Raw genomic sequence first — 15,562 nt, 5'->3', positions numbered from 1 at the left:
ACCAGCAGTCATCCTGATCACGTGAACGAGTCCTCGAACGACCCCGCGACGATGCGCGAGCTGGTCCGCGACTATGTCCGGGCCGTGCACACGACCTATCTCGATCACGTCCAGCACCTCCCTCCGAGCGAGCGCGGGGGCCTCCCCCTGGTCGCGGCCGGCGACCTCACCGTCGTCGCTGCGGCGGCCCATCGTCTGCACCTGGTGGCCACGACGGACCCGCTCCCCGCGCCCTCCGGTCCGGAGGTCGAGCTGGTCGACGAGCACCTGGGGGTGCGCTGGCGCGTGCGGTTCTACGACCCGTCGGTGCTGCCCGAGCTGGGGCTCATCGAGGAGGACTCACCCGACGTCGTACGCCGGGTGCTGGGGATCAGCGACACCGTCTACCACCTCACCGTCGCGATCGGCGGCGGCCTCAGTGGCCACCATGCGTCCCACTCGGGGGTGGCCCTGGCCAACCAGCACTCCCAGCTCGGCCGCGACCTCGAGCGCATCCGGCGCGCCCTGCCTCGTCAGCGCGCGGTGGTCGACGAGCTCGGCATCTGCGCGCGCCTCGGTCTGGACCGTGCGGCTGCCCTGCTTGCTGCCGACCTCACCTCCGGGCGCGTCAGTGCAGAGTCCGGCGCACCGGCTGCCGCCAGCCTCGGCGCAGTCCTGCGGGACTCGACTCGATGACCTCCCCCGTCCCGGCAGGCGCCGAACGACTCTCGAGCGTGGCGACGGCCTCGCGGATCCTGCGCGAGTTCGGCAAGCACAGCACCCAGCTGGGTGTCAGCCAGCTCGCTCGCAGCGTCGGCGTGGGCAAGAGCACGGCCCACCGCATCATCTGGACGCTCGTGGAAGAGGGACTGCTCGAGAAGGTCGAGGAGACCGGTCTCTTCCGTCTCACCTCGGTGATGCGGACACTGGGAGCCAGCGCCGAGACCGCACAGCGCCTGCACGAGGCGGCCACACTCCCGCTCGACAACCTCCGCCACCACACCCCCGGCACGCTGCACGTCGCGATCCTCGACGGCGTCGACGTGCTCTACGTGGAGCGTCGAGAGGGCCGCGGCGCCATCCCGGTCTTCCGCTCTGTCGGCGCGCGCAACGCTGCCTACCTGACCTCGAGCGGCAAGGTCCTGCTGGCCTACCTGCCGGACGACCAGCTGCAGCCACTCGTCGCAGGCATGCGCCTCGTTCCACGGACCCCGCGCACGATCACGTCGCGCCCGCTGCTCCTTTCGGAGCTCTCACTGGTCCGGCGCCAGGGCTTCGCCGAGAACCGCGGCGAGTCCCAGCCGGGCATGTGCTCGATCGCGGCGCCGATCCGCGATCCGCTGGGCCGGGTCGTCGCGTCCGTGTCGGTGGCCGAGCACGTCGCGGACGAGGCAGCCGGCCTTCCACACCTGGTGCGGGCGGTCACGGAGACAGCAACTCGGATCTCGGCGGGCCTGGGGTGGCAGCCGTGACCGCGGCCTGGGAGCGGGTGTGCCGCGTCGAGGAAGCCACTCCCGACACACCGGTGGGCAAGGTGGTGGGGAGCTCCGGGCAGGACCGGGACCGCGTGTGCGTCGTGGCGACGAGCGACGGCGAGCTTGTCGCCCTGCTCGATCGCTGCCCGCATCGCGACATCGCGCTGTCGGGCGGCGTCGTACGGGACAGGACGTTGATCTGCCCGGGCCACTTCTGGCGCTTCGAGCTGCCGTCGGGCGCTCGGACCGACCTGCCGGATCGCGGTGCCACGGTCTATCCCACCCGCGTCGTCGACGGCTGGGTGGAGGCGCTGCTCCCTGCGCCTGCCGCGCCCCAGTCGATGAGGGAGTGGCTGCTGGCGCAGGCTCGTCAGGACTGATCAGGCGGTCGCGACGTCACGTGCTCGCAGGAGATCGAGCGCGATGTCGACCAGCATGTCCTCCTGCCCTCCGACGAGCCGGCGCTTGCCGACCTCGACGAGCAGGTCGCGCGTGTCCACGCCGTAGTCCCTGGCGGCGTTCTCGGCGTGCCGCAGGAACGAGGAGTAGACACCGGCGTAGCCGAGCGTGAGGGTCTCGCGATCGACTCGCACCGGCCGGTCCTGGAGCGGGCGGACGATGTCGTCGGCGGCGTCTTGGAGCTTGAAGACGTCGCAGCGGTGGTTCCAGCCCTGCAGGTCGGCGACGGCCACGAACGGCTCGATCGGACAGTTGCCCGCACCGGCGCCCTGCCCTGCGAGCGAGGCGTCGACGCGGTAGACGCCCTCCTCGACGGCGACGACCGAGTTGGCGACCGAGAGCGAGAGGTTCTCGTGTGCGTGGATGCCGATCTGGGTGCCGGGGTCGAGGACGTCGCGATAGGCGCGCACCCGCTCCCGGACGCCGTCCATGGTCAGGCGGCCTCCCGAGTCGGTGACGTAGACGCAGTGCGCCCCGTAGGACTCCATCAGCCCGGCCTGCTTCGCCAGGTCGGCAGCCGGCGACATGTGGGACATCATCAAGAACCCCGACACGTCCATGCCGATCTCGCGAGCAGTCTCGATGTGCTGCTTGGCGACGTCTGCCTCGGTGCAGTGAGTGGCCACCCGCACCGACCGGACGCCCAGCGAGTAGGCCTCCCTGAGGTGCTCGACGGTGCCGATGCCGGGGACCAGCAAGGAGGTGAGGGTGGCGTTCTGGATGACCGACGCGGCGGCCTCGATCCACTCCCAGTCGGTGTGCGACCCCGGACCGTAGTTGAGGGATCCCCCGCCGAGGCCGTCACCGTGGGTGACCTCGATCGCATCGACCCCGGCGTCGTCGAGGGCGGTCACGATCCGCTTGACGTCTGCGGGGTCGATCCGGTGTCGGATCGCGTGCATGCCGTCACGCAGCGTGACGTCCTGGATGTAGAGCTCCGTGGTCGCGTGGGGACTGCTCATGCGGGGACTCCTTCGTTGAGTCGGGCTGCGAGAGCCTCAGCGGTCCGCATGGCGGCCGACGTCATGATGTCGAGATTGCCTGCATATGCGGGCAGGTAGTGGGCGGCGCCCTCGACCTCGAGGAACACCGACACCTTGTGCGTGACGGCGACCTCGCCGACGCCCTTGCCGAGCAGGGTGTGCACGGGTTCGCCGGCCGGCAGCCGACTGAACTGGACGGCCTGCTTGAGGCGGTAGCCGGGGACGTACTCCGCGACCGAGGCGACCATCTCGTCGACCGAGGCGCGGATCTCGTCCTGCAGCAGCTCCTGCGGGTCGTTGATGAGCGTGAAGACCGTGTCGCGCATGATCATCGGCGGCTCGGCCGGGTTGAGGATGATGATGGCCTTGCCCTTCCAGGCACCGCCCACCGCCTCCACCGCGTGTGCTGTGGTCTCGGTGAACTCATCGATGTTGGCGCGGGTGCCGGGTCCGGCAGACTTGCTCGCGACGGACGCGACGATCTCCGCGTAGGGCACTGCGGTGACGCGCGAGACGGCGGCGACGATCGGGATCGTGGCCTGGCCCCCGCAGGTGACCATGTTGACGTTGCTGACGCCGATGTGTTCGTCGAGGTTGACCGGCGGCACCACGAAGGGGCCGATGGCCGCGGGTGTCAGGTCGACCAGGATCTTGCCGTAGGGCGCCAGCTTCGCCGCGTTGGCCGTGTGTGCGCCGGCCGAGGTGGCGTCGAAGACGATCGCGATGTCGTCGAACCCCTCGAGCGCGATGAGCCCGTCGACGCCGTCCGACGTGGTGGGGACGCCGAGACGCCCGGCTCGGGCGAGCCCGTCGGAGGTCGGGTCGATGCCGACCATGGCGCCCATCTCCAAGGTCTTCGAGATCCGGAGCACCTTGATCATGAGGTCCGTCCCGATGTTGCCCGGCCCGATGATGGCGACCTTGGTCGCGCCAGTTCCTGCTTTGGCCATGTGCCTACTCCTCGGAGAACGTTGCGGTCACCGAGCCGAGGCCGGTGATGGTGGCGGTGACGACGTCACCGGGGTTGACGGCGACCATCGGCCCCAGGGCGCCGGAGAGGATGACCTGTCCCGCCCGGAGCGGATCCCCGAAGTCGCGGGCGGTGCGCGCGAGCCACGCCACCGCGTTGAGCGGGTCGTCCAGGCAGGCAGCGCCGTTGCCGTGCGAGACCTGCTCACCGCCACGGGCCATGGTCATCTCGACCGACACCGGCTCCACCTCCTCGAGCGTTCGGCGCTCGGCCCCGAGGACGTAGAGAGCGCTGGAACCGTTGTCCGCGACCGTGTCACCGAACGTGATGTCCCAGTTGGCGACGCGGCTGTCGACGATCTCGATCGCGGCAGTGATGTAGTCCACCGCTCGCCTGATCTGGGCGTCGTCGAAGTCGCCCTCGACCAGGTCCTCCTTCAGGACGAATGCCACCTCCGCCTCGGCCTTCGGTTGGAGGAGCCTGGCCATCGGGACGAGCTCGAGCTCGCCGTAGGCCATGTCGTCGAAGAGGTAGCCCAGGTCCGGCTGATCGACACCGATCTGCTTCTGCACAGCCTTCGACGTGAGTCCGATCTTGCGACCGACCACCGTCGCCCCGGCTGCCAACCGTGCAGCAGTGCCGCGGGCCTGCACGGCGTACGCCGCCTCGATGTCGCTCGCGCCGATCAGGTCGCGCACAGGCGCGCACGGCACGCCGCTCGCCGCAGCCTCGAGCAGCCGCTCGGATGCCGCGATCACGCTGGGATCTTCAGTGTCCATGTCGCCATCGTGGAGGTCCGGCGGACGGCGTCCTAGCAATCGGTTCCGCTGGATGGAACCATCCTCCCCATGACCCTCGACCAGAGCAGCGTCCTCGGGAAGGTCATGGCCGTGCTCGAGGCCTTCTCCGCGGACGACACCGGTGTCAACTTCACGGAGCTCCAACGCCGCACCGGCCTGCCCAAGGCCACGCTCCACCGGATCGCCGGCGACCTCGTCGCCGCCCGGTTGCTCGCTCGTGTCGATGGCGCGTTCCACCTCGGCTCCCACCTGTTCGAGCTCGGCATGCGCGCGTCCGTCGAGCGGACCTTGCTCGAGGTCGCCACTCCTTTCCTCGAAGATCTCTACGAGCGCACCCACGAGACAGTGCACCTGGGACTTCGCGAAGGTGCCGAGGTGGTCTATGTCGCCAAGGTCGGGGGCCACCGGCAAGCGAGGTCGCCGTCACGCGTCGGAGGTCGGCTGCCCCTGCACGCCACGGCGATCGGCAAGGCACTGCTGGCATGGGCCGACGAGGAGGACCGGGTCGGCGTGCTCACAGCACCACTGGAGCGACGTACGGCTCGGACGATCACCGCACCCGGGCGGCTGCGCGAACAGCTCGACCAGGTGCGAGAGACCGGGGTGGCGTTCGAGTACGAGGAGGGCGCCCTGGGCCTGGTCTGCGTCGCCGCTCCCGTCCTGGATGCGGCCGACCGGCCCGTGGCGGCGATCAGCGTCGCCGGGGCGATCAACCGCTTCCGGCCTTCGGATCACGCCGCCTCGGTCCGTGCAGCTGCGGCCGGCATCGCAGCCACTCTCGCACGCCGTCAGCTGCTCCAGACCGACGCTCGCTCGTGACAGCTGGAGTCGTCGGACTTCGTCACACGCATCGCACAGCGCACGACCCGAGCTCGGGCGACGACACGCTGACCGTCAGTCCCGCGGCGAGGTCGATCGGCGCCGTGATCCCACCGGTGAGCACCACCATGCCGGGCTCGAGGGCAGCTTGTCGCAGATGCAACCGGCGGACCAGGAACGCCACCGCCTCGGCCGGCGATCCCATGGCTGCCTCGCCCAGGCCGCTGCGAGCAGTCACTCCCGACTCCATGGTGAGGCGCAGCGACTCGGGTGGCACCGGCGAAGCGTGGAAGTCCTCCAGGACGTAGGCAGCTGCCGAGGAGCCGTCCGCCGTGTTGTCGGGCCAGTCGAAGTCGTAGCTGGTCCACCGTGGATCGACCACTTCCAGGGCGACCGCCCAGCGCCCCGCTGCCACGACGGCCCCGGCATCGACGTCCGCGCCCCGCAGGGTGGCGTCGGCAAGGAAGGCGAACTCGGGCTCGCCCTTGGGGTGGATGAGCCGTGCCATGTCGAGCACCCCGTCGCCCACGTGCATGTAGGCCCACAGTGTGCCGAAGTTCGGCTCGCTGATCCCGAGCGCGCGTCGCATCGCCTCAGAGGTCCAACCGAGCTTGTAACCAGTGAAGATCTCGCCCCCCTGGACGCGTAGGTCGTCCCGCGCAGTCGCAATCCCCCAGGCCTCGGTCGTGGTCTGCGTCCTCAGGTGTCGGCACGAATCTCTCTCCGCCTCGCGTTCAGCCCTGCCCCCACGATACGGATTCGGACCCGGTGGCACGCAGGACGCAGAAGACGCCCCCAGGGTCTCGGGTCCCCGGGGGCGTCAGAGCCGCCTGTCGGAATCGAACCGACGACCTAGTCATTACGAGTGACTCGCTCTACCGACTGAGCTAAGGCGGCGTGGTCCGCCGACGCGTGCTCGGTGGACCGCGGGCGAGTATACGGAGCGCGCGCCCCGGGACTGAAATCAGCCCCGCCGGCCCATGGACGGCCGGGCTAGGGTCGAGACGTCCGTAGACCTTTCAACGAGGAGGATCCATGCCCACTCGCTCCGCACGCACTGCCTGGAACGGCGGACTGCAGGACGGCTCCGGCCAGGTCGAGCTGACCAGCTCCGGCGTCGGCACGTACGACGTTTCGTTCCCCAAGCGCGCCGCAGAGGAGGCCGGAGGCACCACCAGTCCCGAGGAGCTCGTGGCTGCTGCCCACTCCTCGTGCTACGCCATGCAGCTCTCGGCCCTCATCGCAGAGGCAGGCGGCACCCCGCAGTCCCTCGAGGTCACCGCCGACGTCGCGCTCGGCGAGGACAAGGACGCCGGCGGCTTCAAGCTCACCGGCATCAAGCTCACCGTCCGTGGTGAGGTCGAGGGCCTCGACGAGGCCGGCTTCAAGGACGCGGCCGAGAAGGCCAAGGCCGGCTGCCCGATCAGCAAGGCGCTCGCGGGCGTCGAGATCACGCTGGACGCGGCGCTGGAGGGCTGACCGCCCGCACTCTCTGCGTCATGCGGACCCGCACCCATGGGTGCGGGTCCGTCTGGCGTCCGGGGCCAGCGAAGGGCCGCTCAGCAGGTCGTGCCGTCGGCCGGCACGTCGCCCGCCAGGAGGTAGTCCTCGACGAGGGTGTCGATGCACTCGTTGCCCGCGTTGTAGGCGGTGTGGCCGTCGCCGTCGCGCTCGACGAGCACTCCGGAGTCGAGCTGGCCGGCCAGCGCACGCGCCCACTTCAACGGCGTCGCGGGGTCGCGGCTGGTTCCGAGCACGACGATCGGGGCGGCGCCCTCACCGCGGATCGTCAGCGGCTCCTCGCTGGAGGTCACCGCGATGCCGCGACAGCTCGTCATCCCCCACGCGAAGACCCGGCCGAAGGTCGGTGAGGCCTCCTCGAAGACCTCGAACAGCGACGGCACCTTGCTGAACGGCACCGACGTCGGGTCGTCGAGGCAGTTGATGGCGTAGTTGGCCTCGACCGAGTTGTCGGCGTAGGTGCCGTCGGCGTTGCGCGAGGCGTACGCGTCGGCGAGCTGCATCAGCGCCGACCCCTTGCCCTCCAGCGCCGAGGCCAGCGCGGTGCTGAGCAGGAACCAGTAGTCGCGGTTGTAGAGCGGCGTGATGATGCCGTAGAACGCGTTGCCGACCGTCAGCTCGCGGTCGCCCGCCGGGAGCGGCTCCTCGTCGATCGTGTCGAGCAGGCCGCTGATCGTGTCGAGGCCCTCCTCGACGCTGTCGCCGAGGAAGCAGTTGTCGGTGGAGTCGAGGCAGTTCTGCACGTAGGCGCGAAGGGCGGTCTCGAAGCCCTCAGCCTGGTCGAGCGAGAGCGACTGCGGGTCGAGCGCGACGTCGACGGCGCCGTCGAGCACGAACCGACCGACCTGCTCGGGGAACAGCTCGGCGTACGTCGCGCCGAGCTTGGTGCCGTAGGACGCGCCGAAGTAGGTCAGCGTCTCCTCCCCCAGCGCCGAGCGCAGCACGTCCATGTCGCGCGCGGCCTCGGTGGTGGTCACGTGCCCGACGACGGGGCCTGAGTTGTCGACGCACTCGTCGCCGTAGGACAGCACGCCCTCCTTGTAGGCGGCCTGCTCCTCGGCGGTGTCCGGGGTCGGGTCGCCGGCCAGGGAGGCGTTGAGCTCCTCGTCGCTGAGGCAGTCGACCGGCGCGGAGCGGCCCACCCCACGGGGGTCGAAGCCGACGACGTCGAAGCCCTCGAGCAGCGGCTCGCGGAAGACCTGGCCAGCAGCAGCGGCGTACGACGTCCCGCGCGCTCCGGGGCCGCCGGGGTTCACCACCATCGAGCCGACGCGCTCGCCGCTGGCGGGCACGCGCAGCAGCGCGAGCTCGATGGTCTCCTCCTGGGGCTCGGAGTAGTCGACGGGAACCGTGAGCAAGCCGCAGTCGTGCTCGTCGTTGGTCTCGCAGGGCTGCCAGTCGATGCGCTGGGAGTAGAGGTCGGCAAGGTCGGGCGCGGGCGCCTCGGTGACCGACGCGGGTGGTGGCGTGGTCGGCGAGGGTGTCGGGCGGGCGGTCGGGCCGCTGTCGTCGGGCAGCGCACCGCGGACCGCCAGACCCACGGCGGCGAAGGTGGTGACCGCCAGGACCAGCACAGCGATCACGGCGACGACCCGCTTCACGGACGACCCGCCGGCAGTCGCAGCGCGACCATCATCGACTCGAGGGCCAGCTGGGGGGGCACGTTGAACTCCAGCATCTGCTCGCGGGCGGTGAAGATCGCGTCGATCATGCGCAGCAGCTCCTCGGACGTCGCGGCACGTGCGAGGGTCTCGACGTCGCCGCGCAGCTCCTCGTTGACCAGCATGCCCGGGGCGCCCATCGACAGGGCGATGGCGTCGCGGTAGACCGAGACGAGGTCCATCAGCGCCCGGTCGATCACGTCGAGCACGCGGCGCTTGGCCTTCTGCTTCTGCAGCTTCTCCAGCGACGAGAGCGCCGCGCGGTAGGAGCGACTGGCGAGGTCCTTGCGCTCGCTGCCGAAGATCGACTGGAGGTCCTTGAGCTCGCGCTGCTCGGTCTCGGCGGTGATCGCCTCGGTCTCCTCCTTGGCCAGCTCGTTGAGGGTGGTGGCCGCGCTCATGCAGCTCCCGATGCCGGTCAGCCGGACGGGCAGCGACACGATCTCGCGGCGCCGGCTGCGGGTGCCCTCGTCGACGCAGAGGGCGCGGGCGCGACCGATGTGGCCCTGGCTGGCGCGGGCGGCGAAGGACGCGACCGTGGCGTCGATCCCGGACCGGACGAGGAAGTCGGTGATCTGCTCCCCGGTCGGGGTGGCGAGGGTGACGTGGCGCGAGCGCGAGGCGATCGTGGGCAGCACGTCGGCGCGGGTCGGCGCGCAGAGCAGCCAGACCGTGCGCGGGGTGGGCTCCTCGATCGCCTTCAGCAGGGCGTTGCCGGTGCGCGGGTTCTCGGGCGTGCCGAGGCGGTCGGCGTCCTCGATCACCACGATCTGCCAGCGGCCCACCGAGGGGAACTTCGCCGCCGCCTGCACCAGGTCGCGCATGTCGTCGACGTAGAGCACGGACGTCTCGGAACGCACCCACTTGATGTCGGGGTGCGAGCCCTTGATGCCGAGACGGCACGGCTCGCACTCGCCGCACCCGGTGCGGGTCTCGCACTGCAGCGCCGCGGCGAAGGCCCGCGCGACGTTGGAGCGGCCCGAGCCGGGCGGACCGGTGAAGAGCCAGGCGTGGGTCATCCCCTCGCCCGCGGCCGCGTGACGGAGCGCGTCGAGGACGGCGCGCTGGCCGACCAGGTCGTCCCAGACGCTCATCGCGTCCCCAGCAGGGGCGCGATGCGCTCCTGGATCGCGGCGGCGATCTCCTCGATCGGCGCGCGGGCGTCGAGGACGACGTAGTGGTCCGGGTCGGCGGCCGCGAGGTCGAGGAAGCCCTGCCGGACCCGCTCGTGAAACTCCAGCGACTGTCCCTCGATCCGGTCGCGCTCGTCGAAGCGGCTCAGGCCGGCCTCCGGCGCGAGGTCCAGGACGACGGTCAGGTGCGGGCGCAGGTCGCGGGTGGCCCAGCGGGCGACCGCCTCCACCTCGGCGACGTCGAGCGTGCGGCCGGCGCCCTGGTAGGCCAGGGTCGAGTCGACGTAGCGGTCGGTGATGACGACCTCGCCCCGTGCGAGCGCGGGCAGCACGACATGGTCGACGTGCTCGGCCTTGTCGGCGGCGTAGAGCAGCGCCTCCGTGCGGTCGGACAGGTCGCCGGTGGCCGGGTCGAGGACGATCCGCCGAAGCTCCTTGCCGACCGGGGTGTCCCCCGGCTCGAAGGTCAGCAGCACCGTCTCACCGCGCGCGACCAGCCAGTCGTGCAGCAGGCGCGACTGGGTCGACTTGCCGGCCCCCTCGCCGCCCTCGAAGCAGACGAAGAGCCCGGTCTCCGACACCACTCCAGGACTCACGTGGCACACCCTACGGGCGGGCGCCCACACCCGCCGCGTCCGGCGGCGCTCACTCCGTGGTGCTGCCGAAGAGGATCAGCGCGAGCAGGAAGGCCCAGCCGCCGGTGAGCCGGCCACGACCCGGTTCCCGCCTGCGCACACCCAGGGGGCCGCCGAGGAGGAGGTAGGCCAGAGAGCCGAGCGGGCCGCCCAGGAGGACGAGCCAGCCCCACGCCCATCTCGTCGCGCGCCGCGGCTCGGGGCCGTGGCGCAGGAGCACGAGCGTGGCGAACCAGGTGAGGAACCCCACCAGCCCGGTCCACCCCGGTCCGCGCCAGTCACGCCACTCGAGGTAGGACCCGCTCCGATGCTCGGAGTAGGTGATGTCCAGGTCACGGGGGTACGCCACGGCCTGCAGGTACTCGACCGGGTCGCCGACGTCCGCCTGCGAGCGACGGCGGGTGTCCACCGGGACCTCGGCGAAGCGCGTCAGGACCGATCCCTGCCACCTCAGCGTGACCTGCGTACGCCCGCGCCAGCCAGGGCGCTGCGGGAGGCCGACGACCTCCACCCGCGTCACGTCGCCCGCGCCGACGGAGGCGACGAGCTGGTCGAGGTTCGACCGCTTCTCCCCCGCCAGCACCACGGCGAGAGCGACCACCAGCCAGGCGAGCGCGAGGAACACGGCCGGCAGCCGCCAGCGGCGCTCGCACCACCCGTCGTACGCCGTCCGCGCCGGCTGCGTCGTCACGTCCGTCATGCCCTACCCCCGTTGCCGTGATCGGCAGCGTAGTGGGCGACGGAGACGGGCGTCAGGCCTTCTTCGCCGCGGCCTTCGTCGTCTTCTTGGCGGCCGTCTTCGTCGCAGCGGTCTTCTTCGCCGTCGTCTTCTTGGCAGCGGTCTTCTTGGCCGGGGCCTTCTTCGCGCCCTTCTTGGCCGCCTTCTTCGCCGGACCGCGCTCGCGACGCTCGGCGAGCAGCTCGGCCGCGCGCTCGAGGGTGATCGACTCGACGGTGTCGTCCTTGCGGAGCGTGGCGTTGTACTCGCCGTCGGTGACGTACTCGCCGAAGCGGCCCGCCTTCACGACCACCGGCTGCCCGGAGACGGGGTCGTTGCCGAGCTCCTTGAGCGGCGGGGTGGCCGCACCGCGACCGCGCTGCTTGGGCTGGGCGTAGATCGCCTTCGCCTGGTCGAGGGTGATGTCGAAGATCTGGTCCTCGGACGTGAGGCTGCGGGAGTCGGTGCCCTTCTTGAGGTAGGGCCCGTAGCGACCGTTCTGCGCGGTGATCTCGGTGCCGTCCTCGTCGGTGCCGACGACGCGGGGCAGGTCGAGGAGCTTGACCGCCTCCTCGAGGGAGACCGTGTCGAGGGTCATCGACTTGAAGAGCGAGCCGGTGCGCGGCTTGGCGCTCTTCGGCGCGTCCTCGGGCAGCACCTCGGTGACGTAGGGGCCGAAGCGACCGTTCTTCGCCACGATCTGGAGGCCGGTCTCGGGGTGGTTGCCGACGACCTGCTCCTCGCCGGCCGGGTTGGCCAGCAGCTCCTTGGCCTTGGCCACGGTGAGCTCGTCGGGCGGGAGGTCGTCGGGGACGTTGGCGCGCACCGGCGCGCCGGCCTCGTCATCGCCCGGGCCCTCGACGTAGGGGCCGTAGCGACCCACGCGGAGGTCGATGCCCTCGCCGATCGGGAAGGTCGCCATCTCCTTGGCGTCGATCTCGCCGAGGTCGGTGACGAGCGTCTTGAGCCCGACCACGTCGCCGGCGCCGTAGTAGAACTCGCCGAGCTCGGTGGCGCGGTCCTTGCGACCGCCCGCGATCTCGTCGAGCACGTCCTCCATCGAGGCGGTGAACTCGTAGGACACCTGGCGCGGGAAGTGCTCCTCCAGCAGCCGGATCACCGAGAAGGCCAGCCACGCGGGCACCAGCGCGGTGCCCTTCTTGTAGACGTAACCGCGGTTGAGGATGGTGCCGATGATCGAGGCGTACGTCGACGGGCGGCCGATCTCGCGGTCCTCGAGCTCCTTGATCAGCGTCGCCTCGGTGTAGCGCGACGGCGGCTTGGTCTCGTGGCCCTCCGGCGACAGCGTGGCGGCCGAGACCGCAGCGCCCTTGGTGAGGTTGGGCAGGCGGGTCTCGGCGTCGTCCTTGCGCTTGGACGCGTCGTCGATGTCCTCGACGTAGGCCTTGAGGAAGCCGTGGAAGGTGATCGTGCGACCGCTGGAGCTGAAGACCACGTCGCGACCGTCGGCAGCAGCGCCGCCGATGCGGATCGTCACCGAGTTGCCGACCGCGTCCTTCATCTGCGAGGCGACGGTGCGCATCCAGATCAGCTCGTAGAGGCGGAACTGCTCGCCCGACAGCCCGGTCTGGGCCGGCGTGCGGAAGGACTCGCCGGCCGGGCGGATCGCCTCGTGCGCCTCCTGGGCGTTCTTGACCTTCGACGCGTAGGTGCGCGGCGAGTCGGGGAGGTACTCCGCCCCGTAGAGCTCACGCACCTGGTCGCGGGCGGCGCCGACGGCCGCACCCGACAGCGTCGTGGAGTCCGTACGCATGTAGGTGATGAAGCCGTTCTCGTAGAGCCGCTGCGCGACCGACATCGTCACGCTCGCGCTCATGCCGAGCTTGCGGCTGGCCTCCTGCTGGAGCGTGGTGGTGCGGAAGGGGGCGTACGGCGAGCGGCGGTAGGGCTTGGACTCGACCGAGCGGACGTCGTACGACGTGTCGGTGAGGCCGGCGGCCAGCGCCTCGGCGTCGGCGCGGCTCAGGTGGGCGCGGTCACCCTTGCCCTTGAGCTCGCCGGTGTTGTCGAAGTCGGAGCCGCGGGCGACGCGGACGTCGTCGACGCTGTAGAGCTTCGCGGGGAACATCCGCGGGTCGTGGCCGGTGCCGGCGTCGAAGGTGGCGTCGAGGTCCCAGTAGGACGCGACACGGAACTTCATCCGCTCGCGCTCGCGGTCGACGACCAGGCGGGTCGCCACCGACTGCACCCGGCCGGCGGAGAGGCCGGACATGACCTTCTTCCACAGCACAGGGGAGACCTCGTAGCCGTAGAGGCGGTCGAGGATGCGGCGCGCCTCCTGGGCCTCCACGAGGTCGTCGTTGATCTGGCGCGGGTTCTCGACCGCGGCGAGGATCGCGGGCTTGGTGATCTCGTGGAAGACCATCCGGTGGACCGGCAGGCCCTTCGGGGGCTTGAGCTCGTCGAGGAGGTGCCAGGCGATCGCCTCGCCCTCACGGTCCTCATCGGTGGCGAGGTAGAGGGCGTCGGCCTCCTTCACCAGCTTCTTCAGCTTGGCGATGTGGCTCTTCTTGTCGCGGGGCACGACGTAGTAGGGCTCGAACCCGTTGTCGACGTCGACCGCGAGGCGGCCCCACGGCTTGTCCTTGATCTTGGCCGGGGTGTCCGCGGCGTTGTTGGGCAGGTCGCGGATGTGACCGATCGAGGACTCGACGACGTAGTCCGAGCCCAGGTAGCCGCCGATGGTGCGGGCCTTGGCCGGGGACTCGACGATGACGAGCTTTGCCACTTCTGTTGCTCCCTCAGGTGTGCGCTGCGATGTTGCTCAGCGCCGCAACGGTAGCGCCACACCGTCAGTTCGCCACCCCGCGGCGTCCACAGGCCACGGCGGGACCCCGTCCTCGGGTGCGCGGTCAGGCGTCCGACGGCCTGAGCGGGTCGTGCCCGAACGACATCAGCACGTGCCTGATCTGGTCGTCGTACGCCTCCGGCTCCGGCTCGTCGCCGCGCAGCGTGCGCACCTGCTCGACGACGTGACGCATCGTGTCGATGTCGTCGGGGGTGAGGTCGGTGCGGCGCTTGCCGAGGATCGCGACCACCTGCTCGCCCACCTCCAGCTCGGGCAGGGCTCCGTCGACGGCGGTCACCTCGTCGGACGCCTCGGTGCGCAGCCAGTCGGAGAGCTCGCGCGAGGTCATGTTGACCACGTCGTGGAACTCCTGCCACATCTCGTCATCGATCAGGGACTCGGCCATCAGAGGTCCTCACCTTCGTTGTCGGTCGGGTCGGGTCGGGTCGAGAAGCGGAGCACCGCGCCCACTCCGTCGGGCAGCGCACCGACGGGGGCGTGCAGCGGCAGCAGGTCGGCGTCCTGGCCGAGAGCGGCGCGGAACATCGCCTCCTCCAGCACGACGCGTCCCGGCTCGTCGATGCCGAGGGCCCGGAGCTCCCCGGGGTCGGTGGCGAGCAGCAGCGGCTCCGGTCCGGCGTACGCCTCGCGGCCCTCGAGCGCGCCGGCCAGCAGCACCAGCGTCTCCACCTCGCCGCGTCGCAGCGCCTCCAGGGTCTCCGCGACGCCGACGGCCTTGGCCGCGTCGGCGGGACCGAGGCGGTCGAGCGCGTCGTCGATGCGGCGTGCGCGGCATCGTCGGACCGCCGCGGCCACCTCGTCGTCGAGCCGCTCGTCCGAGGCTCCCTCGGCGCGGCTGCCGTGCTCGAGCACCTCGAGGCGCTCGGTGACGTGACCGGCGACGGACTCGCGGACCCGCGCGATCCCGTGCGGGTCGCCGGTGAGCAGGACGAGGTCGGGGTCGACCTCGCGCACGAGCCGGTCGAGGTCAGCGGCGACTGTGTCGGCGTTGCGGTCCCACGAGTCCTCGGCGCGGCTCTGGAAGCGCCGGTGCGACCACCCACCGCCCGGCACCTTGTGGAGCACGTCGTGGTCGCCATCGCTGACCACCTCACGCTCCTCCAGGCCGAGGGTGTCGCTGACGGTGATGTCGGCACCGGAGTGGTCGACCCGGACCAGCATGTAGGAGACCACGTCGGCCAGCGCGCGGCCCAGCGGCAGCAGGTGCGCGATCGGGCCGACGTGGTGGTGGTCCTCGACGCCGCCACCGAGCACGAGGTCGGTCGTCACCGTGCCGTCCTCGGCGACCACGACCCGCGATGCCTCGCCCCCGTGACCGGTCGGACGCGCCAGGCGCTCGGCCACTTCCCGCACGGTCGCCTCGTCGACACCGCTCGTCCCGGCGTCACGCACCAGGTTGGCGATGCGGGTCTCCACCTCCCGCGCGCCGTTCTCCGTGGTCCGGCTGACGTCGACGTAGGCGGTCACCACGGCGCCGTGGAGCTCGGCTGCGGGACGCAGCATGGACAGGGCCTTTCCTCGTCTGTTGGTCATGGGCGGCCTGTACCCACGACCGCGCAGCTCCATGACCCGGCCCACT

16 protein-coding genes and 1 tRNA gene are annotated in these 15,562 nt (G+C 70.9%); 5 read left to right on the top strand and 12 right to left on the bottom strand.

The features are described from left to right. Positions 1–21 precede the first annotated feature (21 nt). Genes CFI00_RS02370 through CFI00_RS02360 form a run of 3 tightly spaced genes read left to right on the top strand, consistent with a single transcriptional unit; the run spans position 22 to position 1,834 of the window. Entirely contained in the window at positions 22–675 is a 654-nt protein-coding gene (locus CFI00_RS02370) for a hypothetical protein (protein WP_207083704.1), read from the top strand. After that, entirely contained in the window at positions 672–1,451 is a 780-nt protein-coding gene (locus tag CFI00_RS02365) for an IclR family transcriptional regulator (protein WP_207083703.1), read from the top strand. Before CFI00_RS02370 ends, CFI00_RS02365 begins: the two co-directional genes overlap by 4 nt. Next, complete coding sequence (locus CFI00_RS02360) at positions 1,448–1,834, top strand: Rieske (2Fe-2S) protein (protein WP_207083702.1); 387 nt, start codon at positions 1,448–1,450, stop codon at positions 1,832–1,834. The genes CFI00_RS02365 and CFI00_RS02360 overlap by 4 nt, the downstream gene beginning before the upstream one ends. On the opposite strand, the gene dmpG is transcribed toward CFI00_RS02360, so the two are convergent. The 3 genes from dmpG to CFI00_RS02345 are packed head-to-tail and all read right to left on the bottom strand — an operon-like array spanning position 1,835 to position 4,645. Then, positions 1,835–2,875 (bottom strand): 4-hydroxy-2-oxovalerate aldolase, encoded by a 1,041-nt coding sequence (gene dmpG, locus CFI00_RS02355; RefSeq protein WP_207083701.1) that lies wholly within the window; start codon positions 2,873–2,875, stop codon positions 1,835–1,837. It lies immediately after the preceding gene. Next, a complete protein-coding gene (locus CFI00_RS02350; RefSeq protein WP_207083700.1) occupies positions 2,872–3,846 on the bottom strand; it encodes an acetaldehyde dehydrogenase (acetylating) in 975 nt (324 codons plus the stop codon). The genes dmpG and CFI00_RS02350 overlap by 4 nt, the downstream gene beginning before the upstream one ends. Before the next feature lie 4 nt (positions 3,847–3,850). Next, complete coding sequence (locus tag CFI00_RS02345; RefSeq protein ID WP_207083699.1) at positions 3,851–4,645, bottom strand: fumarylacetoacetate hydrolase family protein; 795 nt, start codon at positions 4,643–4,645, stop codon at positions 3,851–3,853. 69 nt (positions 4,646–4,714) lie between these two features. Here CFI00_RS02345 and CFI00_RS02340 point away from each other — a divergent pair, with 69 nt between their 5' ends. Next, on the top strand, positions 4,715–5,485 hold the full coding sequence (locus tag CFI00_RS02340; protein WP_207083698.1) for an IclR family transcriptional regulator: 771 nt from the start codon (positions 4,715–4,717) through the stop codon (positions 5,483–5,485). Positions 5,486–5,507: 22 nt separating this feature from the next. Here the strand turns inward: CFI00_RS02340 and CFI00_RS02335 are convergent, their stop codons facing one another. Both CFI00_RS02335 and CFI00_RS02330 read right to left on the bottom strand, forming a co-directional pair. After that, positions 5,508–6,074 carry a hypothetical protein gene (locus CFI00_RS02335; protein ID WP_207083697.1) on the bottom strand — a complete coding sequence of 189 codons (567 nt, stop codon included), beginning with the start codon at positions 6,072–6,074 and terminating at the stop codon, positions 5,508–5,510. 235 nt (positions 6,075–6,309) lie between these two features. Further along, a tRNA-Thr gene (locus tag CFI00_RS02330) sits at positions 6,310–6,382 on the bottom strand. A 138-nt stretch (positions 6,383–6,520) separates the two neighbouring features. On the opposite strand from CFI00_RS02330, the gene CFI00_RS02325 reads away from it, so the two are divergent. Continuing rightward, on the top strand, positions 6,521–6,964 hold the full coding sequence (locus CFI00_RS02325; protein WP_207083696.1) for an OsmC family protein: 444 nt from the start codon (positions 6,521–6,523) through the stop codon (positions 6,962–6,964). A gap of 80 nt (positions 6,965–7,044) precedes the next feature. On the opposite strand, the gene CFI00_RS02320 is transcribed toward CFI00_RS02325, so the two are convergent. The 7 genes from CFI00_RS02320 to CFI00_RS02290 form a co-directional block, all read right to left on the bottom strand. Continuing rightward, positions 7,045–8,607: an alpha/beta hydrolase gene (locus CFI00_RS02320; RefSeq protein ID WP_207083695.1), complete on the bottom strand. Its 1,563-nt coding sequence runs from the start codon at positions 8,605–8,607 to the stop codon at positions 7,045–7,047. Next, entirely contained in the window at positions 8,604–9,761 is a 1,158-nt protein-coding gene (locus CFI00_RS02315; protein ID WP_207083694.1) for a DNA polymerase III subunit delta', read from the bottom strand. The genes CFI00_RS02320 and CFI00_RS02315 overlap by 4 nt, the downstream gene beginning before the upstream one ends. Further along, complete coding sequence (gene tmk, locus CFI00_RS02310; RefSeq protein WP_207083693.1) at positions 9,758–10,396, bottom strand: dTMP kinase; 639 nt, start codon at positions 10,394–10,396, stop codon at positions 9,758–9,760. The genes CFI00_RS02315 and tmk overlap by 4 nt, the downstream gene beginning before the upstream one ends. Positions 10,397–10,445: 49 nt before the next feature. Next, on the bottom strand, positions 10,446–11,135 hold the full coding sequence (locus CFI00_RS02305; RefSeq protein ID WP_207083692.1) for a PLDc N-terminal domain-containing protein: 690 nt from the start codon (positions 11,133–11,135) through the stop codon (positions 10,446–10,448). Positions 11,136–11,187: 52 nt separating this feature from the next. Next, the gene (gene topA, locus CFI00_RS02300; RefSeq protein WP_207083691.1) at positions 11,188–13,902 is read right to left on the bottom strand and encodes a type I DNA topoisomerase; all 2,715 of its coding nucleotides are present in this window, start codon (positions 13,900–13,902) and stop codon (positions 11,188–11,190) included. A gap of 124 nt (positions 13,903–14,026) precedes the next feature. After that, the gene (locus CFI00_RS02295; RefSeq protein ID WP_207083690.1) at positions 14,027–14,368 is read right to left on the bottom strand and encodes a DUF3140 domain-containing protein; all 342 of its coding nucleotides are present in this window, start codon (positions 14,366–14,368) and stop codon (positions 14,027–14,029) included. After that, entirely contained in the window at positions 14,368–15,516 is a 1,149-nt protein-coding gene (locus tag CFI00_RS02290) for a Vms1/Ankzf1 family peptidyl-tRNA hydrolase (RefSeq protein WP_207083689.1), read from the bottom strand. Before CFI00_RS02290 ends, CFI00_RS02295 begins: the two co-directional genes overlap by 1 nt. Positions 15,517–15,562: the final 46 nt, after the last annotated feature.

It is taken from the genome of Nocardioides sp. S5 (assembly GCF_017310035.1).
Classification (GTDB): domain Bacteria; phylum Actinomycetota; class Actinomycetes; order Propionibacteriales; family Nocardioidaceae; genus Nocardioides.
Note: the sequence above shows the minus strand (reverse complement) of the source record. Positions and strands in the feature narration are given on the sequence as shown.